34 protein-coding genes and 3 pseudogenes are annotated in these 24,914 nt (G+C 36.2%); 14 read left to right on the forward strand and 23 right to left on the reverse strand.

Going from position 1 to position 24,914, the window contains the following annotated elements; all coding sequences use genetic code 11:
* Nucleotides 1-32 precede the first annotated feature (32 nt).
* The 16 genes from ACNTMY_RS06720 to ACNTMY_RS06795 form a co-directional block, all read right to left on the reverse strand.
* Nucleotides 33-287 carry a hypothetical protein gene (locus ACNTMY_RS06720; RefSeq protein WP_423215868.1) on the reverse strand — a complete coding sequence of 85 codons (255 nt, stop codon included), beginning with the start codon at nt 285-287 and terminating at the stop codon, nt 33-35.
* The gene (locus ACNTMY_RS06725) at nt 284-460 is read right to left on the reverse strand and encodes a hypothetical protein (RefSeq protein WP_423215869.1); all 177 of its coding nucleotides are present in this window, start codon (nt 458-460) and stop codon (nt 284-286) included. Before ACNTMY_RS06725 ends, ACNTMY_RS06720 begins: the two co-directional genes overlap by 4 nt.
* Complete coding sequence (locus ACNTMY_RS06730; protein WP_423215870.1) at nt 457-843, reverse strand: hypothetical protein; 387 nt, start codon at nt 841-843, stop codon at nt 457-459. The genes ACNTMY_RS06725 and ACNTMY_RS06730 overlap by 4 nt, the downstream gene beginning before the upstream one ends.
* Nucleotides 833-1,153, reverse strand: a complete 321-nt coding sequence (locus ACNTMY_RS06735; RefSeq protein ID WP_423215871.1) for a DUF6275 family protein — start codon at nt 1,151-1,153, stop codon at nt 833-835. Before ACNTMY_RS06735 ends, ACNTMY_RS06730 begins: the two co-directional genes overlap by 11 nt.
* A gap of 125 nt (nt 1,154-1,278) precedes the next feature.
* Nucleotides 1,279-1,605 (reverse strand): helix-turn-helix domain-containing protein, encoded by a 327-nt coding sequence (locus ACNTMY_RS06740; RefSeq protein WP_423215872.1) that lies wholly within the window; start codon nt 1,603-1,605, stop codon nt 1,279-1,281.
* 94 nt (nt 1,606-1,699) lie between these two features.
* Nucleotides 1,700-2,026, reverse strand: coding sequence for a hypothetical protein (locus ACNTMY_RS06745; RefSeq protein WP_423215873.1), 327 nt, complete (start codon nt 2,024-2,026; stop codon nt 1,700-1,702).
* A 4-nt stretch (nt 2,027-2,030) separates the two neighbouring features.
* Nucleotides 2,031-2,861: a PD-(D/E)XK nuclease-like domain-containing protein gene (locus ACNTMY_RS06750; protein ID WP_423215874.1), complete on the reverse strand. Its 831-nt coding sequence runs from the start codon at nt 2,859-2,861 to the stop codon at nt 2,031-2,033.
* Complete coding sequence (locus ACNTMY_RS06755) at nt 2,854-3,786, reverse strand: recombinase RecT (RefSeq protein WP_423215875.1); 933 nt, start codon at nt 3,784-3,786, stop codon at nt 2,854-2,856. The genes ACNTMY_RS06750 and ACNTMY_RS06755 overlap by 8 nt, the downstream gene beginning before the upstream one ends.
* 10 nt (nt 3,787-3,796) lie before the next feature.
* Nucleotides 3,797-3,937 carry a hypothetical protein gene (locus ACNTMY_RS06760; RefSeq protein WP_423215876.1) on the reverse strand — a complete coding sequence of 47 codons (141 nt, stop codon included), beginning with the start codon at nt 3,935-3,937 and terminating at the stop codon, nt 3,797-3,799.
* Nucleotides 3,937-4,158 carry a hypothetical protein gene (locus tag ACNTMY_RS06765; RefSeq protein ID WP_423215877.1) on the reverse strand — a complete coding sequence of 74 codons (222 nt, stop codon included), beginning with the start codon at nt 4,156-4,158 and terminating at the stop codon, nt 3,937-3,939. The genes ACNTMY_RS06760 and ACNTMY_RS06765 overlap by 1 nt, the downstream gene beginning before the upstream one ends.
* Nucleotides 4,158-4,427: a hypothetical protein gene (locus ACNTMY_RS06770; RefSeq protein ID WP_423215878.1), complete on the reverse strand. Its 270-nt coding sequence runs from the start codon at nt 4,425-4,427 to the stop codon at nt 4,158-4,160. The genes ACNTMY_RS06765 and ACNTMY_RS06770 overlap by 1 nt, the downstream gene beginning before the upstream one ends.
* A gap of 8 nt (nt 4,428-4,435) precedes the next feature.
* Nucleotides 4,436-5,293 carry a replication initiator protein A gene (locus tag ACNTMY_RS06775; RefSeq protein WP_423215879.1) on the reverse strand — a complete coding sequence of 286 codons (858 nt, stop codon included), beginning with the start codon at nt 5,291-5,293 and terminating at the stop codon, nt 4,436-4,438.
* Entirely contained in the window at nt 5,293-5,526 is a 234-nt protein-coding gene (locus tag ACNTMY_RS06780) for a hypothetical protein (RefSeq protein WP_288940332.1), read from the reverse strand. The genes ACNTMY_RS06775 and ACNTMY_RS06780 overlap by 1 nt, the downstream gene beginning before the upstream one ends.
* 96 nt (nt 5,527-5,622) lie before the next feature.
* Nucleotides 5,623-5,802 (reverse strand): BOW99_gp33 family protein, encoded by a 180-nt coding sequence (locus tag ACNTMY_RS06785; RefSeq protein ID WP_423215880.1) that lies wholly within the window; start codon nt 5,800-5,802, stop codon nt 5,623-5,625.
* 246 nt (nt 5,803-6,048) lie between these two features.
* Entirely contained in the window at nt 6,049-6,786 is a 738-nt protein-coding gene (locus tag ACNTMY_RS06790) for a phage antirepressor KilAC domain-containing protein (protein WP_423215881.1), read from the reverse strand.
* A gap of 11 nt (nt 6,787-6,797) precedes the next feature.
* On the reverse strand, nt 6,798-7,025 hold the full coding sequence (locus tag ACNTMY_RS06795) for a helix-turn-helix transcriptional regulator (RefSeq protein WP_423215882.1): 228 nt from the start codon (nt 7,023-7,025) through the stop codon (nt 6,798-6,800).
* A 232-nt stretch (nt 7,026-7,257) separates the two neighbouring features.
* Here ACNTMY_RS06795 and ACNTMY_RS06800 point away from each other — a divergent pair, with 232 nt between their 5' ends.
* The 10 genes and pseudogenes from ACNTMY_RS06800 (at nt 7,258) to ACNTMY_RS06845 (ending at nt 14,532) form a co-directional block, all read left to right on the forward strand.
* Nucleotides 7,258-7,476, forward strand: coding sequence for a hypothetical protein (locus ACNTMY_RS06800; protein WP_423215883.1), 219 nt, complete (start codon nt 7,258-7,260; stop codon nt 7,474-7,476).
* Nucleotides 7,477-7,751: 275 nt separating this feature from the next.
* Complete coding sequence (locus tag ACNTMY_RS06805; protein ID WP_423215884.1) at nt 7,752-8,525, forward strand: helix-turn-helix domain-containing protein; 774 nt, start codon at nt 7,752-7,754, stop codon at nt 8,523-8,525.
* 48 nt (nt 8,526-8,573) lie between these two features.
* Complete coding sequence (locus ACNTMY_RS06810) at nt 8,574-9,146, forward strand: hypothetical protein (RefSeq protein WP_423215885.1); 573 nt, start codon at nt 8,574-8,576, stop codon at nt 9,144-9,146.
* A 17-nt stretch (nt 9,147-9,163) separates the two neighbouring features.
* Complete coding sequence (locus ACNTMY_RS06815) at nt 9,164-9,373, forward strand: hypothetical protein (RefSeq protein WP_423215886.1); 210 nt, start codon at nt 9,164-9,166, stop codon at nt 9,371-9,373.
* A gap of 127 nt (nt 9,374-9,500) precedes the next feature.
* A complete protein-coding gene (locus ACNTMY_RS06820; RefSeq protein WP_423215887.1) occupies nt 9,501-10,955 on the forward strand; it encodes a recombinase family protein in 1,455 nt (484 codons plus the stop codon).
* A gap of 21 nt (nt 10,956-10,976) precedes the next feature.
* A pseudogene (locus ACNTMY_RS06825) lies at nt 10,977-11,267 on the forward strand (glutathione peroxidase); the annotation flags it as partial.
* 133 nt (nt 11,268-11,400) lie between these two features.
* Nucleotides 11,401-12,258, forward strand: coding sequence for a glycoside hydrolase family 25 protein (locus ACNTMY_RS06830; RefSeq protein WP_423215888.1), 858 nt, complete (start codon nt 11,401-11,403; stop codon nt 12,256-12,258).
* A 75-nt stretch (nt 12,259-12,333) separates the two neighbouring features.
* On the forward strand, nt 12,334-13,323 hold the full coding sequence (locus ACNTMY_RS06835; RefSeq protein WP_423215889.1) for an N-acetylmuramoyl-L-alanine amidase: 990 nt from the start codon (nt 12,334-12,336) through the stop codon (nt 13,321-13,323).
* Nucleotides 13,324-13,401: 78 nt separating this feature from the next.
* Nucleotides 13,402-13,887, forward strand: a complete 486-nt coding sequence (locus ACNTMY_RS06840; RefSeq protein ID WP_423215890.1) for an aminoacyl-tRNA deacylase — start codon at nt 13,402-13,404, stop codon at nt 13,885-13,887.
* A 21-nt stretch (nt 13,888-13,908) separates the two neighbouring features.
* Entirely contained in the window at nt 13,909-14,532 is a 624-nt protein-coding gene (locus ACNTMY_RS06845; protein ID WP_423215891.1) for a histidine phosphatase family protein, read from the forward strand.
* A 45-nt stretch (nt 14,533-14,577) separates the two neighbouring features.
* On the opposite strand, the gene ACNTMY_RS06850 is transcribed toward ACNTMY_RS06845, so the two are convergent.
* On the reverse strand, nt 14,578-15,480 hold the full coding sequence (locus ACNTMY_RS06850; RefSeq protein WP_423215892.1) for an HAD family hydrolase: 903 nt from the start codon (nt 15,478-15,480) through the stop codon (nt 14,578-14,580).
* Nucleotides 15,481-15,670: 190 nt separating this feature from the next.
* Here ACNTMY_RS06850 and lysS point away from each other — a divergent pair, with 190 nt between their 5' ends.
* Nucleotides 15,671-17,161, forward strand: a complete 1,491-nt coding sequence (gene lysS, locus ACNTMY_RS06855) for a lysine--tRNA ligase (RefSeq protein WP_423214880.1) — start codon at nt 15,671-15,673, stop codon at nt 17,159-17,161.
* A 517-nt stretch (nt 17,162-17,678) separates the two neighbouring features.
* Nucleotides 17,679-18,819 (forward strand): annotated as a pseudogene (locus ACNTMY_RS06860) (IS3 family transposase).
* Between the two features lie 6 nt (nt 18,820-18,825).
* Here the strand turns inward: ACNTMY_RS06860 and ACNTMY_RS06865 are convergent.
* From ACNTMY_RS06865 to ACNTMY_RS06880, 4 genes are all read right to left on the reverse strand, one after another.
* Nucleotides 18,826-19,233, reverse strand: coding sequence for a PHP domain-containing protein (locus tag ACNTMY_RS06865; RefSeq protein ID WP_049805817.1), 408 nt, complete (start codon nt 19,231-19,233; stop codon nt 18,826-18,828).
* 43 nt (nt 19,234-19,276) lie between these two features.
* A complete protein-coding gene (locus ACNTMY_RS06870) occupies nt 19,277-20,206 on the reverse strand; it encodes a phosphotransferase (RefSeq protein WP_423216874.1) in 930 nt (309 codons plus the stop codon).
* Nucleotides 20,207-20,363: 157 nt separating this feature from the next.
* Nucleotides 20,364-20,708, reverse strand: a complete 345-nt coding sequence (locus tag ACNTMY_RS06875) for a hypothetical protein (RefSeq protein WP_423215893.1) — start codon at nt 20,706-20,708, stop codon at nt 20,364-20,366.
* Nucleotides 20,709-20,837: 129 nt separating this feature from the next.
* A complete protein-coding gene (locus ACNTMY_RS06880; protein ID WP_155237316.1) occupies nt 20,838-20,909 on the reverse strand; it encodes an SHP2/SHP3 family peptide pheromone in 72 nt (23 codons plus the stop codon).
* A gap of 81 nt (nt 20,910-20,990) precedes the next feature.
* Between ACNTMY_RS06880 and ACNTMY_RS06885 the strand changes: the two genes are divergently transcribed.
* Nucleotides 20,991-21,842 carry an Rgg/GadR/MutR family transcriptional regulator gene (locus ACNTMY_RS06885; RefSeq protein ID WP_423215894.1) on the forward strand — a complete coding sequence of 284 codons (852 nt, stop codon included), beginning with the start codon at nt 20,991-20,993 and terminating at the stop codon, nt 21,840-21,842.
* A gap of 162 nt (nt 21,843-22,004) precedes the next feature.
* Here ACNTMY_RS06885 and ACNTMY_RS06890 read toward each other — a convergent pair.
* Both ACNTMY_RS06890 and ACNTMY_RS06895 read right to left on the reverse strand, forming a co-directional pair.
* Nucleotides 22,005-22,280 (reverse strand): annotated as a pseudogene (locus ACNTMY_RS06890) (helical hairpin domain-containing protein); the annotation flags it as partial.
* 157 nt (nt 22,281-22,437) lie between these two features.
* Entirely contained in the window at nt 22,438-24,207 is a 1,770-nt protein-coding gene (locus ACNTMY_RS06895) for an MFS transporter (protein WP_423215895.1), read from the reverse strand.
* A 138-nt stretch (nt 24,208-24,345) separates the two neighbouring features.
* Between ACNTMY_RS06895 and ACNTMY_RS06900 the strand changes: the two genes are divergently transcribed.
* Nucleotides 24,346-24,885, forward strand: a complete 540-nt coding sequence (locus tag ACNTMY_RS06900; protein WP_423215896.1) for a TetR/AcrR family transcriptional regulator — start codon at nt 24,346-24,348, stop codon at nt 24,883-24,885.
* Nucleotides 24,886-24,914 lie beyond the last annotated feature (29 nt).

Genomic DNA, 24,914 nt, shown 5'->3' on the forward strand with positions numbered 1-24,914 from the left:
ACGTGCTTTTGCTAATACAGGTCGTTAAAGGCTTACTGTTTGCTAGTGTGAACCGTACTTTCATAATCGTACTCTCCCCCATAGCTATCAGCGTGATAGATAATCGTTTGATTGTCCTCTAACCGCTTGATTTCATATTTTTGCTTGATATTTTCAAGTTTCAGCTCTGTAATTTTGTTATTGTACACTGTCTTTTGAATTCCTAGCTCAATCGTGAAGAAGACGACTGTGACGATGATTGTAAACGATAACAACATACTTAAAAACATGTATCTTTCAGCTTTCAACTTACCACCTCGTAATATTCTTTTTGACCGGGCTCTTTACGAGCTTTTTCTAGGTATTTTAGGGCTTGTTTTTTTGTTTTAAATTCTGTTTCATTAAAATCTTTGGCTGTAGCGAACCAAGTCGCTGTTCTAAGTTTTGGGCTGTATTCCCTTACAATATATTTCTTTGTCATAATAATTCCTTTATTTCCAATCTAACCCTATATTTTCCGGGTATTTCGCTTGGTCCACCTCGTTTAAACGTCATAAATTTAATGACTTCCGAGTTATCGTCCGTCCAGATTCCGGCGTCTGTCAATCCATCGACAAGCGCTTTTACTGTCGGATAAAAATTAGGTGGGTCAAGTCGTCTTTTAGTGGGTGCGTAAATCGTCACTACAAGGCCGCAGGGGCGCTTTTTTGAGTAGGGGGTACAATTACATTGCTGACCTGCTCTAGCGGCTGTAGCACGTAAAAATGCGGTGATTTTGGCCTTTTGCGTCCAATGGGGACGGTCATTGGCGTTTAACATCTGTTTTTGCTTTTTGGTATTCGATAAAATAAACTCAAATTTCATCAGTAAGCCCCGGAATCTCAAAAGCGACGTGAGTGACTTCTTGGCGTTCTTTTGTGTACCAATCGAAATAAAACTCATGCTTTTCGCTGTTGTATGTCACTTCAACATAATCCGGAAGTTTCGAATTTGGATTGCTCATTGGATAAGCTTTCTCACTGTCAAAGCTAAACATTCCTTTAGCATTTCCAAACGTATAGTTAAACCAAACCATGTAAACATCATGTGGTTCTAATTCAAGGTGCTCTGAAATTTTATGTTTTGCGTAAGTTTCAAAATCCTCTTGCGTCAATTTGATAAGGTCTTCTTTCATTTTTTCTCCTCAAAAATAAAAGCGGGCACGTTTTAAAGTGTGAGTAAGGCTTGCGCCCGCTGAAATTCTTTACATTGCCGTCTCGTTAAAATCGGCACGTCTTTCTAGTTCGCTTTTATCGTGAATCACGGCACGTATTTATCAATTATGTTTAAAACTCTATTCTCAGAAATAAAGTTCTCGTTTCCAATACGAATAACCTTGTATTCTTTTTCTGCTTTGATTTCATGAAAAAGTAACTCTTTAAGTTTTCTAGCTGGGAAGTCTGAATATCCTAACAAGTAAGCGGTATTTACCTCGAAAAAGTCTGCTAACTTTTCAGCTTTTTCGGTTTTTATTCGGCTTTCACCTTTTTCCCAATAAGCTAACGTTCGTTTAGAAATTCCAAGAATTTTAGCTAATTCTTCTTGAGTTAGCTTTTTCTCTTTTCTTAATTCTTTTAGTCTGTTCATGAGTTTTAACCTCATTTCTTACTTTGACGTTCTCCGATAAGATAACCTAAGAGCACCCAAAGGAAGGCCATTCCTGCTTCTCTAAGAAAGTCAATCATTCTGTTTCTCCTTTCGGATTGAAATACCATTCAAGCATTTCTGCTTGGTTCTCTTTTAAATAATCTTTAAATTCTTGAAATTGTAAGATGGCCCATTTTAACCGATGAAGGTCATCGCTGCCTTTTGAGCAGAACCCAGAAACACTAAAGAGTGGTCTTAGGTGATAGCTGTAATCTGTCTTGCCTAAATTATCGATATTATAAGCTGGTTCTTTTTCGAGGGCGAAATCTAAAACGAATTCAGGACCAAGGTCATGAATGACCTGTAAATTAGTTCCGTCCGAGTAGATAGTGACGCTATCTGTAACGTGTTCCATTTGCATGTTTTTAATCTCCTATCATGTCATTTAAGCTAATAAGTTTAGAAAGTTTCTTTTGGGCTTTGCAATAGTCGCAATGACCACACTTCTTAGGTTCTTGCTTGCCTTGAATCACGTCCCAGACCTCTTTGACGTTGTCCTTAATCTTTTCAAGACCTTCATCAAGCCAATTCTCATCAACTTTGATAAATTCCTTGTCAGGAACGTTTTCTTTTGATACGGCTACGATAAGCGGCCTAAACTCTTGGCCTGTCATCTGTTTCAGTAGCTCACGATAGAGAGCAAGTTGGCCATTATAGCCAAAATTTAAGATATTATTGACTGCTGCTGGCACTTTCTTATGTAGGTCTGAGTTCCACTCTTCGGTGTAAATCGACCTCATGGTCTTCAAGTCAACAAAATAACCACGAGATAGGTTGATACTGTCAAGTTTGCCTTTGATTGGCACTCCTTCAATTTCACCGGTCACAATCATTTCTTTTTTGACGTCATCACTTGGATAGCCGTGATATAGACGATTAAAGTTGTCGTCATCTTTCAAGGCGTTAATCATTTTCTCACCGACAACGAAATCAGCCTTCAGACCACCCTTGTTCTTGCCTGTTTTAGCGATGATTTTGGCTTTGTTGGCTTCAACAAAAGCGTCGTGAACTTCTTCAGATTCAAAGTAGCTATGTACGTAATTGCCGACCAAAAGAGCGGTCTCATCTCGGTCTTCTATCCATTCACCGTTTTCAACGGCGTAAGCTTTAGCTTGACATTGCATATACTGCTTAAAGCGTGAATTAGACAAGTAAGTTTTATCTTGATAGTAGTTCTCATCTGTTAGCTTAGTCATATAGTTCTCCTAGCTGCTCAAATAGCTCTGTTTGTTCCGGTTCGTGTAATTCTTCAGGTTCTGGCATTTGGGCCGGTTCTGGGGCTTCTGTGAGCTCCTGAGCGGTGTCTTCGGACGGTGTCACATCTTTAGGCTGTTTTGCTTCTTCGTCAGCAGCTTCTGGCAATGGTTCGCCAAGGAAACTGTCAATGCTTTCGCTGTCGTCTTGTTCTGGCGTTATGTCTTTGACATTTCGTTCGTCATCATATTCGTTTGCTGTAGTTCGATTTACAGCGTCAATAAATAAGTCGTTATCGTCACTTGTGTTAAAGAATTGTTTAGCAGCACGATTAATTACAGTACGTTTTGCCATTTCTTGCGGGAAATTGTTTTGAACGGTTTTATTTTTTGACTGCCCCCAAGCTTTATCGATTTCTTTTTTGGTCATGATTGTCAAAATCTTCTCACCATCAACTTTTTCGATAATACAGTAAGCACCAATAATTGGATTATCTTGATTTAGCCAATTAGTATCGTGTTTAACCAGCACCTTACGGCCTTCGACGTTCTTGATTTCAACGTTATCACCTTCATAGATGACTTCTGCATAGATATCTTTTACTTCAGGAAGCTGCTTAACGACTTTCATCGTTCCAAAATATGAACGCATTAGCTTGACCTTGTTTCCGTAAGGAATGAAATAGCATTGTGTTTTAGCCGGACTTAGGCCTTGCGTTACCATGTCAAGCAAAGCATTGTAAATACTGTCTTGCGTACATTTTCCTAGCAAATTGCCGCTATTTGAATTCGTCAAAGCGTAATAAGCGGAACTTAGAGCATTGCTTACACTGTAATTAGGTGCTACTAGCAAGCCTTCGCCTTTCATTTCTTCAATTCGGTTAGCTACGCTTGACGTAATTTGTCTTTGTGTTAATTCTGTTGTCATGTTTTCTCCTCTACCAATTCCAATCTTCTAGCTGGTCATCTTTCCAGCGGTCATAAGCCTCGTCCTCGTCACCCTGAAACGCTGCTTCATGGTCTTCGTACGTACTTAGCCAATCATCATAATCAAAGTCACCAAATAATCCATATTGCATTAGCTGACCTTTCTAGCTTGCAGCAAGTAGTAGCAAGTCTTAGCACCGTAATCGATTCGAATACCGTCGTCACTCATTGATTTACGAAATCTAGGCTCATGAATCGCCGAATTGATAGCTACATCACGTTTTAGTGCTTCGACTGCTTTCTGACCGTCATCAAAGAATCCAAGATGAAACTTGCGATAACCATTGACGACGTGTAATAATTCAATTTTCATTAGTCTTTATCCTCGTCAGATTTCATTCCTAGCTCTTTCAATTTATTCTCGAATGCTTCTCCTGCCTCTGCTCCATTCAAGACGTCTTCTAAAACTTCAGATAGTAATAAGAACCCGTCAATCATTCCCTTTTCGCTTTTGTTAAAATTGACTTCGCCCAACATATCGCCAATTTTTGCGACGGCGACGATATGTTTTAGCTCGTCTTTAAGCCTTTTAACTCGTTCAAGTGTTTTGTGCTCTTCTAAAATTGTTTGTTTTACGTTCATGTTTATGTTTACTCCTCTAAAAATGCTGCTTTCAGCGCGTCAAGCTTAGCTTGCTCGTCCGCTGTTGCTTCGTGTTTGTATTCTTCATCTACCCACTCAGGGACGTTACTTTTAGCTGGTTGCTGTTTGGTAGGATAGCTACGTCGCTGTTTTTGGTTATGAAATTCCTCTTTCTCTTCGTTGGCTTGCTCTACAGTGGTAATACCTTTCGCTTTCCAACTGTCCAAAATTCTAAACGTGTAACTCGGATTATCAATACCACCGTCAGTAGTTCGTCTAACCGCTTCTTTGACCAATTCCATATCCATACCGTCTAAACCGATATACTCTAGCAGACGTGTCATGTGTCTATCATTGACCTTTAGACCTTCCGCTTTTACGAATTGCCCGAAATTGATTGGCTTGTTATCTGTATATATATTATTTGATATATTAGTATTGATATTATTAGTATTGATTCCCTTAACTTTCTTTAGTTCTTGACCTAAAGTTTCTTTAGTTCCGGACTTAAAAAAGTTTAGTTCTTGACCTAAAGTTTCTTTAGTTCCATTGATATACAAGCGATTGGGCTTGTTTATTCCTTGTCTGACCTCTTCTAAAAGGCCAAATTTTGCCAATTCTTTCTTAGCTTTGATGATTGCCGGCTCAGAACAATTAAGTTCTTCCATGAACTGCTCGTTAGTGAAAATCATGAAAATTCTTCCGTCTTCGTCATACCATTTGTTTTTGATTGATAGCGTCCGACGGTCAAAGAGCAGCATGTACATCATTTTGGCTTTATCACCAAGATTCTTGTATGGTTCTTCTTTCAAGAGCCATTGCGGGAACTGGTAAAAAGCGTTGTTTTTTACTTCGTTCACATACATTATTTCTTAACCTCTGCTAACATTTCGCGTAAACATTTATTTTCTTTCTCTAAATCAAAAACCCTTTGATTTAAGTCTTTACACATTCTGTTACTCAAAATTAATTGCTGATTTAGTTTGGCAGCGATTTCTCTATAACGGTCTGCTTCATTTGGGAATCTTACAAAATCTTTTGCTTCAACCTCTTCGTTTTCAGGAAAGAAGAAGTCGTGAATTTTACCGAAAAATTTCATTATGTTATTGCTCCTTATCGTCTGTGTAGCGGCCAATAAATGGCAAGATAGTGATTTCTGTTAATGCTAAAATGATTGTTGTGATAATTATGTATGTCATGCTGTTCGCTCCTCTAATCGATTTTCATTAATCATCACAAGAGTTCTGTAAACTAGATGGCCCGCTGGGATTGTGTAGTCTGCTGGGTCAAATTCAACTAGCTTTGTTTCATTGTTCTCGGTTACTTCGCGATAACTAGTAACTTTAGGTTTCCATTGTTCTTTTTTTCGTTTCATGTTAAAATACCTTTGTAATGTTTATGTTTGCCCTTTAACTAATTGCCGTTAGCTAAGGGCTTTTTTTATGCTCTCAGACTGGCTGGTATGGCCCTAGTAGGCACTTTTCAGCCGGTTAAAAATAAATAGGAGATACTATCGTGTAAATGATTAAAAAATCTATATTGGTAAAGGAAAATCAAGTCAAATTGATATTTATGAGTAATCACCTACTAGAGCCGTATCAACCAGCCTGAAAACAGTTAGTTAGCTAAGTTTTTTGCTGTCGTCAACATTCAACAACTTATCAGCGAAATACAATTGCCCTTTACCTGTAATTTTAGGCGTCTTGTTAATGCTGATATGGCCGTCTGAATGATTGATAGTCGTTTCTTTGATTTCAAACAGACCCAAATCCATTGCTTTTTGCGTCGGCATGTTCCAACTGCTACCTTTCCTGTTAATAAGATAGCCATTTTGGCGCAACCATGAGAATAAGCGATTCTGACCAAAATTAAGGCCGTTTTGACGCATGAGCTTAGCGAAATCACCGACTAAAATAGACGTATGACTTGCGCTGACTGCGTTAGCAAAGATAACTTTAGGCTTTTGCTCTTCGATTGTTGCTTCAAGCTTAATGATTTTGCGGTCAGCAATTTTAAGAGCTCGTGCCATGATTTTCTCAGGACTGTTAAAATCTTTTTCGACCTGAATGAAATACTGGCGGACCTCTTTGCCTTTGTCGGTTTTAGTCATCATAGCAATGTGCTTAGCCATATCAACAGAAAGAGCATAATCATCTAAATATTGAATATTGCCATTTCCACCTCTAACGGGCGTACCTCCGGGTACACCTGTAAAATCGTAGCCCTCGCTAAATATATCTGAATATTGTTCAAACCAAGCGCTAAAACGTTTCTTGACTCCTAAAGCTTGATGAAGCTGACGACCTGACACGACAGGTTCTTGGTTTTCGTTTAGAGTAACGTTAATTAATTCGTTCATAGAACTCCTTTCTAACTTGCTGATAATCTTCGCACACGTTTCGTGGTCTTTTGTGGTAAAAAAATTTCGTGTATTCCTAGATGAAAAACGTCAGCAATAATAAACATTTCTGTTGATTTAAAATCGGTATGGCCAAGTTCTTTTGAACGATAAGAACCTTCTGAAATCCCAATAATATCAGCTAATTCCGCTTGACTCAAACCTGCTCGTTTTCGCAAGCCATACAATTTTGTTTGCATATCCTACTCCTTTCTATTTTTTGTTCATAAGCACGCAATTCGATTTCGTGCTCTACTCGTTTGCATAATTTCAACGCTTCCCCGTAAGTTTCGCTTGATTCGATAATCTTGTCAGCTACCTCGATGATTAAATCCTCTCTCATTGCTGCTCCTCTCGGTCTTTAGACTGATTTAAAATCTTAAAAGACTTTATATAATAGTTTTGTGAATATCTTTAATGAAAGGAGAAAAAATGGGAAAACTTACACCGAAACCAACTAGCAAAGTTCCGACGAAAAATTGGGAAGATTTAGATGAACATTTACAACGAACATTCAAAGACCCTCAATTTCAATGGGCTGTCGTAAATCCTGCTGAATACATTATGGATAAGCAAGAAATTATTGACGAATGTAAACTTGCTGGTTATGAAGTTTCTGAAACACCAGACGGGCAGCTTGAAGTTCGATAAACAACTCTTGCTAGCTGATTTATTTGAACTTCAGCAGTTAACATTCTATCCGCAAGCTGATTCAATTCAGCTTGTTTTTTATTTCCGCAATACGGATAGCGTTTGGGTCTCATACGCTCACCCCCTTTGCTTTGTTAAGGCCTTTCTCAACCTTACGAGTTTATTATAGACCACGTTTCGTGGTTTGTCAACAAAAAATTGTCGAAAAAACAAAAAAAGTTTTCTTTTCGTGGTTTTTTGTGTTATTATAATAGTGTCAAAAAGAGAGGTAATTTATGAATAAAGAAGAAATCGCTAATTTTATTGGTGAGAAAATTAAATACTATAGAAAATTAAATAAGTGGACCCAAACAGAATTGGGCGAAAAAATTGGCATGGGTAAAAATGCTATCGGTAATTACGAGCGAGGTTTTCGTTCTCCTAAAAAAGATACAATGTTCGCCTTAGCTAACGCTTTTAATATTTCTATTGATGATTTATTTCCACCTATAGAAAAGACTGCTACTATATCTAAAATCAACTTTGACCCTCGCCAAGCGATTCTACTGTCTAACTATAATAAGTTAAACGACAATCGCAAAGATAAGCTTGTACAGGTTTCCGAGAAGCTTTTGGCAGAGGAAGACGGTAAAGTCGTTGATATTTGCGAAAAACGTGCCGAATACGAAACTAGAAAGCGTGTGAGCTTGCCTGCTCCCGGTAAGGTTTCGGCTGGTACTGGCTACTGGCAAGAAGATGACTACGACACTATGGTAGATTTCTACGAAGATGAAATCCCAGACGAAAGCGAATATGACACTATCGCAATTGTCGTTGGTCATTCAATGGAGCCTAAAATCAAAAATGGCGATTTTCTTTTTATTAAATTGAAAAATCAAGTTGATTTAAACAAAATCGGTATTTTTAAAGTTGACGGTGAAAACTACGTTAAGAAACTAAAAAGCGACCGATTAGAGTCACTTAACAAAGATTATGATGACATTCAACTTTCTGAAGAAAACGATATTCGTACAATCGGCGAAGTCGTTGATATCTACAGAGAACGCTAATCAATCGTGCAAATCCTGAATCACGTTAAAAGCTGAAACGAAGGAGCTATGAAGATGAAGTTTTGTCCGGAATGCGGAACACACGTAGAAGGTATGAAATTCTGTCCGGAATGTGGTTACTCTCTTGTAACTACAAAGGTAAAGACTGTTGACTTTGAATCGGTAAAAGAGCCTGAAAAAGATGAAGTAAAAAACACTGAAATGGTTGAAACTGCTATTCAAAGCGAACCTGCCGAACCTGTTAAAGTAGGCTTTAAAACTTTGATGAAATCAAAAAGTTTTGGGGAATTTCTAGCCGCTAAGAACAATCCTGAAAAAGCGGCAGAAATTCAAAACCGCAAATGGACTCAAGTTATGTCTAACAGCGCAAAATCAACTCAAGAAGTTGCAGCTATTAAAAAAGCGGCAAAAATTGAAAAGAACGCTATTAAATGTCCTAAGTGTGGTTCAAAAAATGTGCAATTTATGCAACAAGACAAAAAAGGATTTTCAGTCGGTAAAGCACTTGGTGGCGCTGTATTATCTGGTGGTATTGGCGCTGTCGCTGGTTTTGCTGGTAAAAAAGGCAAAAAACAGTGGCACTGCTTAAATTGCAGCAACGTCTTTGAAACTAAAAAATAATTGGCAGAGGTTAGATTATGAAAGTTGGATTTAGAAAACCAAGTTTAAAAAAGAGTTTGAAAGCTCGCACTACTGCTAAATGGAAAAGACAAGCTAAAAAAGCTATTATTCCCGGATATGGGAAGAAGGGCATGGGCTGGGTTAAAAATCCTAAAAAAGCAGCCTACAACAAGGTTTACCATAAAACTACATTTGGTCTATCTGACGTTTTAAAATTGTTTAAGTAAATAAAAAAGCCCACGCTCAAATTTTGGACGAGGAGAGCGTGAGCTAATAATTGGTAGTATAGTAAAAGCCTGCTTTTAGTAGGGCTCTTTACTATACCCATTTTAACAAGAAATGAGGTATAAATCAATGCAAACCAAGAAAGTAGCAATCTATGTTCGTGTGTCATCATTACACCAAGCTATCGAAGGTTATTCTATCGGCCAACAGCAAGACGCCTTGACAAAATACTGCGAGGCGATGAATTGGGCCATTTACAACGTCTATACGGACGCCGGTTTTAGCGGTGGTAAAATAGACCGTCCTGCTATGCAAAAGCTTATCACAGACGCAAAAACGGGCAAATTTGACACTGTTTTAGTTTACAAACTAGATAGGCTTTCTCGAAGTGTTCAAGATACTTTATTTTTAGTCAGGGATATCTTTAACGAGAATAATATCGGTTTCGTTTCGTTACAAGAGAATATAGACACTTCAACCGCTATGGGAAACCTATTTTTGACTTTGTTATCGGCCATCGCTGAGTTTGAGCGCGAACAAATCAAAGAGCGTATGCAAATGGGAAGATATGGCCGAGCCAAGTCAGGGAAGTCTATGATGTGGAATCTGACTTCTTACGGCTACAGATACAATAAAGAAACTCAGAGCATGGACGTCGTCCCTTCCGAGGCTTTAATCATAAAGAGGATTTACAAAGAATATCTTTCCGGAAAATCTATCTCTAGGATAAAAGACGGCTTAAACGACGAAGGGCACGTAACAAGGGACAAACCTTGGACTTACAAACGTATCGGTCATATTTTGACGTCTATTGTATACACGGGAGTTACAGAGTTCAAAGGCGAAATCTATGAAGGGTTACATGAAGCAATCATAGACAAAGAGACTTTTGAACTAGCTCAAGCTGAATTCAAAAAGCGTCAGCAACAGACTAAACAAAACAAAAATAATCCTAGACCGTTTCAAGCGAAATATATGTTATCTGGAATGATTCGCTGCGGCTACTGCGGTGCTCCTTTGAAAATGAGAAAAGGGCCCGTTCGAAAAGATGGTACTCGTTTAATGGCTTACGACTGTCATAACCGATGGAAAAGAAAGCACACCTATTTAACTGTATACAACAATAACGAACAATGTACGCAATCCGGAAGATACTTGAAAGAGGACGTGGAAGGGTATGTAATCAACGAAATCAAAAAGTTACAAGAGAACCCTGATGAATTAAATAAATATTTAAAGCAACCTGAAGAAACAAAGGTAGATACCAAAAAAATAGAATCCCAAATCAAAAAAATAGATAAACAAATAACCAAGCTTAACGACCTTTACTTAAATGATTTGATAACTATCGAAGATTTAAAAAGTAAAGCCGACAAGTTCAAAAGTGAAAAAAACATTCTTGAAGCTCAATTGAAAAAAGACGAAAACAATATTTTAAAATTGAAAGCTAAGAATGTTAGGAAGAATCTATCAGTAAAAGATATAGATAAGATGACTTATGAAGAGCAGCGGAATCTCGCTAAAACGTTAATAAAGAAAGTTGATGTCACAAAAGAGGATATCAAAATTATTTTTGATTTTTAGAGGATTTTAGTGTCATTGATTCAATTCATGAATCAAGCTCCTGGAACAGCTGATGAAATCAACACTTTCTGTACTTTGAACTACCAAACAACTTTCCCACGTTTTGCTAAAATTAAAGTCAACGGAAAAGACGCTGACCCACTTTTTGACTGGTTAAAAGAAGAAGCTAAAGGGCCTCTTGGCAAACGCATTGAATGGAACTTTGCAAAATTCTTAGTTGACCAAAACGGAAATGTCGTTAAACGTTTCTCAGCAAAAGCAGAGCCTGAAACAATCGTTACAGAATTAGAAAATCTTCTTGCAAATAACTAATCAAGACAAGGTCAACCTGTTAACATTGTCAACCCTATCTTGTCCATAGATAGATGATTAAAAAATATGACAAATTGATTACAAAAACAACATTGTTTTGATTTTTGCACCTTTTTACGCTAAAATATGACTAATGAGAAGACGATTAAAACCAATTGTTGTTGTAGTTTTCTTTGCCCTGTTTGGGCTACTTCTCGTGATTGGTAGAACTCACTATGATAGCTTACGAAAGCAACAACTGGCTTTGGCTAAGGTTTCTATTCCAACGTTGAGTAACTCAAGCACGACAACTACCACTACATCAACTTCAGAACCTGATGAAGAATTTGTTCTTAATCCGATTATCGATGTTTCAGGATGGCAGCTGCCAAATGAAATTGACTATGACACTTTATCTCAAAATATTTCTGGCGCTATCGTTCGTGTCTATGGAGGGTCACAAATTAGCAAAGATAGTAACGCCGCCTACACGACTGGTATCGATAAATCATTTAAGACACATATTAAAGAATTTCAAAAACGAGATGTTCCTGTAGCTGTTTATAGTTACGCCCTCGGAAAAAGCGTCAAAGAAATGAAGAACGAAGCAAGAACATTCTACGAAAATGCTTCGCCATACAAACCAACTTTCTATTGGATTGACGTTGAGGAAGCGACTATGTCAGATATGAACAAAGGTGTACAGGCATTCTTGAGTGAATTAAAACGACTCGGAGCTGACAAAGTCGGTATCTACATTGGTACCTACTTCATGACCGAGCAAGAAATTTCTGTTGACGGATTTGATGCCGTATGGATTCCTGCTTACGGTTCAGACTCTGGCTACTACGATGCCGCTCCACAAACAGACCTCGATTATGATCTTCATCAGTATACATCACAAGGTTATCTTGGCGGATTCGATTCCGCTCTTGATTTAAACCAAATCGCAGTCACAAAAGACCGCAAAAAAACCTACGAAAAACTTTTCGGAAAAATTGATAATAAATAAAAGACTAGCATTTGCTAGTCTTTTTCTTGTTTTAAAGTTTATTTTTCTTTAAGACTAAAACTTTATAGTTAGGGCATGCAAAAAATAAAACAATTATCACGAAGTAAACATCGCAAGAACTCTGTTTACCTAAATATTTTTATCGTAATTGTCTCCTTTGTTGCCATTCTTATGATTGTAAGCAAAGTTTTCTTTTCAGGTATTGTCACACACGCTCTAGACCACGGGCTTGATTTGTCAAATGCTAGTACCTACACAAGGTCTCAAACAGCTAATGTCTCAAGCTCGAAAGCTAACATTTACACCAGTAATGGCTCAAGTAAAACCATCTCACAAGGTACCACAATTTCAATTGAAAGCTATTGTTACAACGCTGAGATAAATCAAAAAGAAACAACTCTTGCAAAATTTAGCATGGATGGAGAGACTTACTACATTGATACCAATGATATTTCTCTTGAAGAGACCAACGACATCAATCGTTACATCGGTGAAACGCTAAATTATTCTCACTCTGATATCACTAGTGATATCGAGGAATCTTTTGAACAAACTAGCTACAAAACAGACGACGGTAAACCTCTTGGAATCATCATCCATGATACCGGCGTCGATAATTCAACCATTGACAGTGAAGTGAATTATATGGTACAAAACTATGAAGAAGACGGCGTTTTTGTTCATTCTTTCATTGATAGTGACACCATTCTTCGCATCGCTGACGAAAACTACGAAGCTCAGGGAGCAGGTGCTAATGCCAATCCTTATTACATTCAATTTGAACTCACACACGAAGAGTCTCAAGATGGTTTTGCAAAACAGCTAGCAAACGCAGCTTATTACACCGCTTATATACTCAAAAAATATGACCTACCTGTAACACTCGGTCAAGAAAATGGAGAAGGAAGCATTTGGACACACGAAATGGTCAGCAACTACCTTGGGGGAACTGACCACGTAGACCCAACTGATTATTGGACTGAAAGTGCAAATGATTATTTTAGCGTTGATTATGACGTTGAAGACTTTGCAGAACTTGTCCAAGCATACTACAATGCTCTTTAAAGGTGCAAACTTGTACCTTTTTTATTTTATAGTAAAATAGTATGTGAATAGACTGAATTAGAAAGATTGAGAGAAAAAATGGCAAAAAAAGCGAAATTGAAAAAAACTTTGGTTGACCAAATTTTAGATAAAGCAAAAATCGAACATGACAGCTTAGCCATTAATGCTTTAAAAGATGAGCTGCCTGAAGGCATTGAAAAAACTGATATTTTCAAGACCCTTGCTCTAACTGGTGACAAAACTGGTCCCCTTATCGGAATCGTTCAAATCACTGAACACCTTTCTGAGAAAAAGTTGGCTAAGATTTCTGGCAACAAAAAAGTTAGCATGATTCCACAAAAGAATCTTCAAAAAACAACTGGCTACATCCACGGCGCAAACAACCCAGTTGGTATCCACCAAAAACACAATTTCCCGATTTTCATCGACAACCGTGCTAAAGAAATGGGAACGATGATTGTCTCAGCTGGTGAAGTTGGGCGCTCTATCCGCATCGATAGCCAAGCCTTGGCAGATTTTGTCGGTGCAAGTTTTGCCGATTTAATTGATGATTCACACCAATGATGGCTTAGATTGGACAAAAAAATGAAATTATATTTTGTAAGACATGGTAAAACACAATGGAACCTAGAAGGACGTTTTCAAGGGGCAAATGGTGATTCTCCGCTTTTAGAGGAGTCTGTCCGTGACTTAGAAAAATTGGGTGACTACCTAAAAGACATTGAATTCGACGCTGTATTTTCAAGTGATTTAAAACGTGCCAGTGATACTTGTAAAATTATTATGTCACGAAATAATCACCCTAAAGCAATCAGTTTTCAACCTGCTCTTCGTGAATGGCATCTTGGAAAATTAGAAGGCAGCAAAATTTCAACAATGGCTGATATTTACCCAAAACAATTGGACGCCTTCAAACACAACTTAGCAAAATTTAACAACGATATTTTTGACGCTGAGTCTGTCTACCAAACTACAAAACGCGTTAGAAGCTTTATTCGTTCAATGAAAGGACGCGACTACCAACATGTGCTACTGGTCGGTCACGGCGCAAACTTTACTGCATCCATTCGTAGTTTGCTTGGCTATGAACCTGCTGTTTTACGCTCTAACGGTGGACTAGATAATGGAAGTGTCACTGTTCTTGAAACCTTTGATTTTTACCAATTTTCATGTATCAAATGGAATGACACTTACTATAAAGAAAAATAGGTTATTTTGATACTTAAAAAAGCTCTCCTTTCGGAGAGCTTTTTATTATCTTGCGTATTTCATGCGAAGAATTTTTTCTTGTTGTTTGTCCAAACGAAGTAGGATAACAACTTTATCAATACTCATGTTACTTTCTAGCAAACGTTCTGCTGCCATCATCAAACCATTGTTGATTCCCATTTCAAGAACTGGGTTTTTCTTGTCGTTAATGTCAAAGATAAATTTATTATCTGGAAGGTCAAAGAGAACTTTAACAGCACCAAATAATTGTTCAAAGTTGTCGATAGCAACATCGTAAACTGGTTTTGTTCCTGGTTTTAGGCTACGACCACGGTGGTTAAACCACATAGAATGCCAACCGCCGTTGAATGCTCCCATAACATCGTTATCGTATGAATCACCAACATAAAGTGTTGTTGAAGGATTCATATCAAATTGTTCAGCAGCAAGATTGAAGATTTCTTTTTCAGGTTTTTGGAAACCAGTTGCTTGGCTGACAATGACACGTTTAGGGTCAACATAATCGTAAAGGCCAAGTTTTTTAACTTTTTTCAATTGGTGTTCAGTTGGACCATTTGTGATGATTCCCATTGGAACACCTTTTTCTTTAAGAAAATCAAGCGTCATGCGCATTTCATCAAGCATTGTGATGTTTTCCAACTCTTCTTCGTAGATTTCTTGGAAATGCACACCAGTAGCTTCATCAATTTCGCGATAACCAAATTCAAGCAAAGTTTCTTTACAACGCCAGAAACGGAAATATTCAGTTGTCCATTCACCAGCCATAACACGTGGAAAACCAACGTCTGAATAATGGCGGAAACGAATGTAAGCTTGATTGATTTTACTCATATCAAAGTCAGGGAAACATTTCTCAACGGCAATGCGATAAGGCGCTTGTTGGTCATAAATCGTATCGTCAACATCAAAAACAATTGAAGTAATCATGAATCTCTTTTCTCTCTAAGTTATTTTTACCGTCACATATTATACTATTTTTTGGCTTTCTTTTCAATTAAAGTCATTTCTGAGACTAGAAAACACTTTCTTCCTCAAAGCCTCCTCACACAAGCAAAAATAAAGTGAATTCTAACGTTATTTATGTTACAATAGGAAAGAATATATATTGGAGGAAAACATGTCAAACGAACACATCGAAGAATTAAACGACCAACAAATCGTGCGTCGTGAAAAAATGGCCGCTTTGGCTGAACAAGGCATCGATCCTTTCGGAACTCGCTTTGAACGCACAGCTACTTCTGGTCAATTAAAAGAAAAATACTCTGACAAAACCAAAGAAGAATTGCATGAAATTAACGAAACAGCTACTATCGCTGGTCGTCTTATGACTAAGCGTGGTAAAGGTAAAGTTGGTTTTGCTCATATCCAAGACCGCGACGGTCAAATCCAAATCTACGTCCGTAAAGATGCTGTTGGTGACGAAAACTACCAAATTTTCAAAAAAGCTGACCTCGGTGACTTCCTCGGTATCGAAGGTGAAGTTATGCGTACAGACATGGGTGAATTGACAATCAAAGCAACTCACATCACTCACTTGTCTAAAGCACTTCGTCCACTTCCAGAAAAATTCCACGGACTTACTGACGTTGAAACAATCTACCGTAAACGTTACCTTGACTTGATTTCAAACCGTGAAAGCTTCGACCGCTTTGTAACACGTTCAAAAATCATCTCAGAAATCCGTCGTTACCTTGATGGACTTGGCTTCCTAGAAGTTGAAACTCCAGTTCTTCACAACGAAGCTGGTGGTGCTGCTGCTCGTCCATTCATTACTCACCACAATGCGCAAGATATGGACATGGTTCTTCGTATCGCTTTGGAACTTCACTTGAAACGTCTTATCGTTGGTGGTATGGAAAAAGTTTACGAAATCGGACGTGTCTTCCGTAACGAAGGTATGGATGCAACTCACAACCCTGAGTTCACTATGATCGAGCTTTACCAAGCATATGCTGACTTCAAAGACATCATGGATATCACAGAAGGTATTATCCAAAACGCTTCAGCTGCTGTTAACGGTAACGGACCTATCACTTACCAAGGCACTGAAATTGCTATCGACAAACCATTCAAACGTATCCACATGGTTGACGCTATCAAAGAAGTTACTGGTGTAGACTTCTGGAAAGAAATGACTCTTGAAGAAGCTCAAGAACTTGCTAAAGAGAAAAATGTTCCAGTTGAAAAACACTTCACTTCAGTTGGTCACATTATCAATGCCTTCTTCGAAGAATTCGTTGAAGAAACATTGACTCAACCAACATTCGTATACGGACACCCAGTTGAAGTTTCTCCTCTTGCTAAGAAAAATGCAGAAGACCCACGCTTCACTGACCGTTTCGAACTCTTCATCATGACTAAAGAATACGGTAATGCTTATTCAGAGCTTAACGACCCAATCGACCAATTGGCACGTTTCGAAGCACAAGCTAAAGCCAAAGAACTTGGTGATGACGAAGCAACAGGTGTTGACTACGACTACGTCGAAGCCCTTGAATACGGTATGCCACCAACAGGTGGACTTGGTATCGGTATCGACCGTCTTGTCATGCTCCTTACAGATACAACAACAATCCGTGATGCTTTGTTGTTCCCTACAATGAAATAATTTAGATTAAAAACGTTGATTTATCAACGTTTTTAGTTTATAAAGAACAAAACTTACGACCAAATATTAAGAAGTCTAAATACTTCTAAAAAAACAAAACCGAACATCTCAAGTCTAGAGTATCCTATCTAGATGAGATGTTCGGTTCTTTTTGTAAAATATGGTTTGATACTAGTGACTTTCAGGATTTTTAAATAGGTAATAACTACAGCCATCTTAGACTTTTTATTTTGCCAATAATTTCAAAAAGTTTGAGATTATTTGAAGATAGCGGTAAAATCCTCTATTTTATACTATATATCCTTTTGAAATTTATCAAGTGTTCTGTTCACCAAAAATTAATAGTGGAATATACTTCATTTGCAAATCTTGTGATTTCTTCCAAAAATTTTGTTCCATTTTCTATACGAATATTTACAAAGCAGGCACTAATGATTGAAGGAGATGTTCTGGTATAGTGAATTTGTAACACTCCTACCTAATAAGTTAAAATATTCATTAGAATAGGAGAAATAACATGAAACACTATCCAGCCGAAACACGACAAAAAATTGTTCGACTGCACATTCAAGACGGACGAACATTAAAAAGCTTAGCTACTGAATATGGCGTATCCCAAGCCTCAATTTCTAATTGGGTACAACATTAGCGCAAAGAATGCCAAACTAATGAGAAAGAAAAATCACAACTTGAACTTATGGAAGAAGTTCGTAAATTACATCAAGAAAAGGCAGAGCTTGAAAAGGAAAATGATTTCTTAAAAAAAAACAGCGGCATTCTTTGCGAAGGAAATCGATTAGAGGCATATCGTTTTATTGATAACTATAAAGAGGAATTTGGTTTGCGTTGGTTGTTCTTACGTATGAACATTCATCCCAATGCTTATTACAATTATCTTAAGAAGGTAAAAGCTAGCTATCATCGTCAAAAGAAAGCTATTCTTAATACTATTCGAGATATCTACCATGAGTGCAATGGAAGTATCGGACACAGATTCATGAAAGTTTTTCTAGGAAGACGAGATATTTATCTTTCTAAAACAACAGTTCATAAATATATGAACAAAGAAATGAAATTAAAAAAGTATTTGTCGAAGAAAGAAGCCGAATTATAAAAAGGGCAATGCCCACAGACTCTTTCCAAACCTTCTCAAGCAAAATTTTGTAGCTCCTAAACCAAATCGTGTATGGTGTACGGATTTTACCTATCCATATCTAACCAATGGCACTGTTCGTTATAATTGTACGATAATTGATTTATACGACCGTAGTGTGGTTGCGAGTGAAAATGGTAACAACATTACAACTAATTTGGCTATTCAAACCCTTAACAAAACAATCCATGCTCAACATTGTAATCCTTCCAAACTGATACTTCATTCAGATTAAGGTGTACAATTCACCTCATTAGAATTTACAAGATTTTGTTCATCGTTGGGTATTTCTCAAAGTATGAGCCGTGCGGGTACTCCGTATGATAACGCTCCAATGGAACGTTATTACAATACATTGAAAGCTGAGGAAGTTTATCAACATCGATATGATACCATCGAGGAATTGGACCAAGCTATAAATGAATTTGCTTATATTTGGTATAACCAAATTAGACCTCATTCTTATAATAATTACCTAACACCTCTAGAAAAAAGATTGAAATAATTTTATTTAGGCAATGGTGTTACAAAAATGCTTGACCAGGACATTTTTACTATCAAACTGATGATAACTAGCTATCACTAAATCTATTTTTGAAAATAATCTATCTAAAATAGATTGTTTACTATCAAAATCAAAAAATGAATCAAAAAATGCTAAATTTCCTTCTTTGTCTACAATATCAATCTCTGCACCTGAAATAATTTTTAAATCAGTATAGAACTTCGCTATATTTCTAATGTTAGTAATAGAAGCAAAATCAGAAAAGAGATTTTCAGAAGTATACCTAGGACCAAAATGATCAGTTATAGCAATAGCTTCCAATCCCTTAGCTAAACCTCTAGTATGAATCTCTTCAATTGTACTATATGCATGCTTACTGCTAATGCAATGTACATGTGTATCTACCTTTATCATTATTTTTCCTCACTATAATAAAAATCAAAGTAGTTATTAATTATTAACAACATTTTCCATCAATACCTAGTCTATCTAGTGAAAACTCGAGTATTTCTCTACCTTTATTTAAATAATCTAAATGTGCTATTGGATTTTTTTGAAGGGAACACCATTGCAGAACCCCTAGACCTTGGACTGCTAAATATAAATATAACTTTTTTTCGTCTATTTTAACACTTGTTACACTCTGCCAAGAATTCAAAAATAATTGTACTAATTTCTTATCTCTCTTGAAATTTAAGTTGTTAAAAATAATTTTAGTAGTGTCAAATAAAATATCACCTATCATAGAATGTTCAAAATCAATAATTCCAGCTATTTCATTTTCAGAAGAAATCAGAATATTCCTAAAACCATAATCTCTATGTATTAGTCCAAATTCATTTGACGAAATCTTTATTTTGTTAAGTATTTCAATTAAAAATTCTTGAACTAGTTCATAGTCTAAACAATCCTCACTGCTACAAAGCATCGAAGTCCATTTTTTTATCTTATCTTTTAAAAATTCTTTCCATGGAACTTTGCCGAATTCCAGCATATCTTTTTTAAAAAAATACTCCAAATTTCTATCTATTTCAACTTTATTTAAAATCTTATTAAAGTCTCCTAACATAATTGCAGTTTTACACACTATGCTACTTTTTTCTTCCGGAGTTAATTTATTATACTTTTCAAGTAGGTTATCCCCCTCTATTTTAGACTCCAGTATAAAACCACATCCAGAATTACTAAAATCATCCTTAGTATCAAATAGAGTAGGAATAAATACAGCCTTATTCTGCAAAATCTCTAACACTCTAGTTTCGATTTGATATTTTTGCTTATCTTTGTGAATTTTCAATATAGCTATAGCATCATGATAAATTACTTCATAGACTTCTGTTTGGAAATTCTTACTAATTAGATGTTTTTGCTTAAAATTATTGATCATACTCACTCTATTCCTTCCTAATATACAAATTTTTCTAAAGCCGTAATGTCAATCGCCTCTATTGCCTCTAAAGCTTTAATTGACCACTCAATATAACTATTCATAGCTTCAACATAATACTCACATGCTTTATCTGAACCTGTTGGTAAAAGAATTACTAAAATGTCTGCTTTAGTTTTTCTAAGTATTCCTTCAACATTAGATGCCGGAGAATCTGAAATTTCAAAAAAACCGCAAATTTTTCATTCCAAACATCTAATACTGGCCCCTTCTCAACTATTACATTAAGTTTTGGAACAGGAGAAACTATTTTTGTATTATTCGGATATTTAAAAATTGCATCACTTAAGTCTTCACCAACTTTGGTTTTCGAAATGTCAAATGCTGCAACAAACTCAATATCTGTAATATCATATTTTCCTAATCTACGATGTACTAGCCCTATACTATTATTTAAATCTTTTTTTGTAATACTCAATTCCTTGTACGAAATTGCTTGCACAATTTCCCACCCCTGCAATTGCTATTTTAATTTTAACCATTTTTATTTACCTCATATAAATTTAATACACTTATGTTTATAAATAAGTCTTTAGAGCCCTCTAAAGACTTAGGTGTACACCTAAGCATTTTATCCACCGACAATGATAATAATATCCATTATCAGCAAGAAAATTGGGAAAATTTTTGAAATTTTCTTCATATTTAGACTTACTTTCAGTTTTTATTTATTGTACAATAAATAAAACTAAGTCAACTTTTTGTTGGGAAAATGGGAAAAATTATGAAATCAAAACTTGGCATTACACTTAGAAAAGTGCGTAAAGGCAAACAAATCAGCCTATGCTCTGTTGCTGATGAGCATCTTTCAAAATCACAAATATCTCGTTTTGAACGTGGGGAGTCAGAAATATCATGTATTCGGTTGATTAATATTTTAGACAAATTACACATTACTATGGATGAGTTTCTGATTTTACACGATGAAGACTATACCAAAACCGAATCATTCGCTAATTTGGTTCAGTATATTCGTAAGCAATATTCATCACAAAATATCAATAATATACAATCTCTACTTTCAGCCCCCTCAGATTACACTTTAAATTCTTTTGAAAAAACAATGGTAAAGTCCATTTTATACACAATGGATTCAAGCGTCATTCCATCAGATGATGAATTGCTTCAACTAACAGATTATCTCTTTAAAGTTGAAAAATGGGGATATTATGAAATCATTTTATTAGGTAACTGTGTAAGAACAATTAACTACAATTCCTACTTTCTATTGACAAAAGAAATGTTAAGCAATTACATATACTCTTCATTGAATAAAACCAATAAACGAATTGTCACTCAGCTCGCTATCAATTGCTTAATTCTTAGCATAGATATAGAAGAATTTACTAATTGCTTCTATTTGATTGATGAGATAAAAGCGTTATTAGATAACGAATTAAACTTTTATGAACAGACAGTTTTTCTCTATGCAACTGGTTACTATGAATTTAAACTTCAATCAAGTACTGGAATCGAAAAAATGAAACAGGCTATAAAAGTTTTAGATATTTTAGGTGAAGACAAGTTAAAACTACACTATACTGACCATTTTAATAAATTGGTAAACAGAGAATAAGTGAAACTATAATCGATCTTTTAACGTTTTATTAATCAAAAAGGCTCAATAAAATAGCGATTCAACTATATTTTAACGATAGTACATATAACCAGAACTACCTCAACTGAGTCAATCACTGATACTTCCACTATCAGACTAACTACTTTATAGGACTATTTTTTATTCTAGAGAGATATCTCCTTGGACATTGAAATATATGTGTTTATGTATATCGAGAATCTTCACAAATGTTTCTAACCTTCGAGCCAATCCCTCATACTCATCAAGATAATAACCTAGCTCCTCTTGTAGCATTTTTATTTCATCGGTCACTTGTTCTAGTGTAATTGATTCTGTTAAATTCAGTTTTGAAAAGTCATACTTTGCTAGTTTTCGACTGCTCGGATCATCACTCTTCAAATTGATAAGCACTTCCGCCATCTTGTTTTTAGTAGAATTTAAAATATGTCCGTTATAATGGGCTTCGTGAATTAATGAAAAACTACATAGATTTAGGTTTCTTTTCCCTACAATGAAATAATTTAGCGGAAAGATTATAGAATAAAAAACCACTAGCTAAGCTAGTGGTTTTGTTATACTCAAATTTCCTCCATCACTCTTTCACTTTTTTATCTGTCAAGTAAGCGAGTGGGCTTGTGATGAGGACGATTAGGGATGCGATGATAAAGACTTGGTTAAAGGCTCGGCTAAGATTTTTGTTTTTAGAGTCTTTAATCTTTTGGAAGGTATCGATTAGTTCTTCTTTTTGGGCTAGAAGTTGAATACCTTGTCCTAGTTGTGTTTGTCCTTGGGTTAATGGCAATAGTGCTGAGCTGAGTTGCTCTGGAAGATTTGACACAACTTTTTCTGTGCCTGTAGCTAACTGACTGTTAGCATCATAGAGTTTTCGATAATCACTACCTTTTTTAGGAAGTGGGAGGTTGTCTGTTTTTTTAGCTGCAGCTTTTACCTTCGTAAACATCTGGCTTTGTTGTTTAGAAGAATCAGTTGACTTACTTGTAGAGTCAAAGATTTCTTTGATTTCCATTTTAGCAACAGATTTCACAGAATCAGATAAAACATGCTTATCAATTTGGACATAGGCATCGTGTCTAATATTGTCTTTTGCGGTGCTAATATTGCCATTTAAAATGGTTACAAGTAAAGCCATACTAACTGCTTGACCGATATATCGAGCAGCATTGATAATTCCTGAACCAATTCCTGCCTTAGTAACTGGAAGATATTTTACAGACGCTGTCATGGACATTGCCATAAATCCTAATCCAAGACCAATAATAACGTTACAACAAATAATGATAGTTTCTGAAGTATCAAACTGAACTAGATTCAACATGAAAAGCCCAGCTGCTGCGACAAACATACCGATGATAATGAGAAATCTCGCAGAAATCTTTTGATACATTTTTGTTGCCAGAGGCATTCCGACAGCAATCGCTAGAGACGTTGGCACAATGAGATAGGCAGAATGTAAAGCCGTAAATCCGCGAACATTTTGAAGGAAGTAATTTAAAATCAATGACGGAACAATGATTGCAAATCCAAAAATCAAATAAATGATACTTGATGCTGTGAACGTTTTTTCTTTAAACAATGATAGTTCAATAATCGGAGATTTTACTTTGCTTTCGACAAAAATTAGCAAAACTAAGCCGACCAAACTAATGGCAAAGCTTGATAGAATAATGGCTGAACTCCAACCATATTCTCTACCTTCTAAGAGACCAAATGTCAAGCCTCCTAAAGCAAAGGTCAAAAACAGCATACCAAGCCAGTCAATCTCTTTAGCAATACTCAAGTCATATGTTTCTTCATTTCCAAAAAGAATGAGCACAAAGGAAATAATAGCAATCGGAATATTAATCCCAAAAATCCAGTTATAACTTGCCCAGTGAATGATAAAGCCACCGATAACTGGACCACTTGCAGCTGCTAGAGCACTAAAAGCCCCTATAACTGCTGAAACTTTGCTGGTGTTTGATTTTCCAAAAAGTGCAATCCCCATTGGTAAAACAAGCGGCGTTAGAATAGCTCCGCCAATTCCTTGGAAAAAGCGATAGCAGATTAATAATCCTAGTGAACTTGCCGTCATGCAAGCAAAAGAGAAAATCCCAAACAATGCAACACCAATCAGCATGACCAACCTGCGACCATACAAGTCAGCTAATTTTGAAGCCGTGATAATAAAAACAGCCATCGCCAAAACATAGATTGTTGCCACCCAGCTTGTATCCGTCAGACTAGAATTGAGATGCTTCATAATATCTGGTAAAGCGATATTAACAATCGTAGCATCCAAAGCCCCCATAAACATGGCTAAAACTAAACCAATAAACCCAAATAGTTTCCTTGTTTTTGACATATTCCTATCCTTTCTTCATAAAACCTCGTGAAACATTGACATGGTCAGTCAACGCTTTAATATTTTACAAAAAAATAATACAATATTAGCAAGCAAAATAACATAACAAATTTTAATAATGTGTCTAATTAATAAAAAATGACTAATATTCGAAAAACTAACAGTGTTGAAAAACTAAATAACGCCCTTATTGAATTACTTCTTGAAAAAGATTATTCAGAAATCAGTGTTTCTGATATTACCAAAAAAGCCGGTGTTAGCCGAGGAACTTTTTATCAACATTTCCTTGATAAAGACGATCTTGCCACTACAATTGGTGAAAAGACGTCTCAAAAATTTAGAGCTATTTTATCCAAAGGAAACCTTGATAAGCCAGATAAAATCCTTGAAAGCCTTGAATGCATCAAAACAGATGCTAAGCACTTTAAAGCAATTTCCCAAGCACCACATGTGCAATTCTCTAAAACCGTCCGCATTTTGCTAGAAGATTTGATTACAAGTAATGTGAATCTCAAAAATCGAATCAAACAAAAAACTAAGATTTCTGATGATTTAGCTATTCAAGCCTTCTGCGCCTCTTTTGAGCGAATCATTTCCGCATGGATTGAAAGTGAATTTAAAAAAAGCCCAGAAGAAATCAGCAATATTATCGTCAAATTGGAAGAATTATTTCTATAAAAGGTCACTTCATGTGGCTTTTTCTTTAT

The organism is Streptococcus equinus (genome assembly GCF_049393735.1).
Classification (GTDB): Bacteria; Bacillota; Bacilli; order Lactobacillales; family Streptococcaceae; genus Streptococcus; species Streptococcus equinus_G.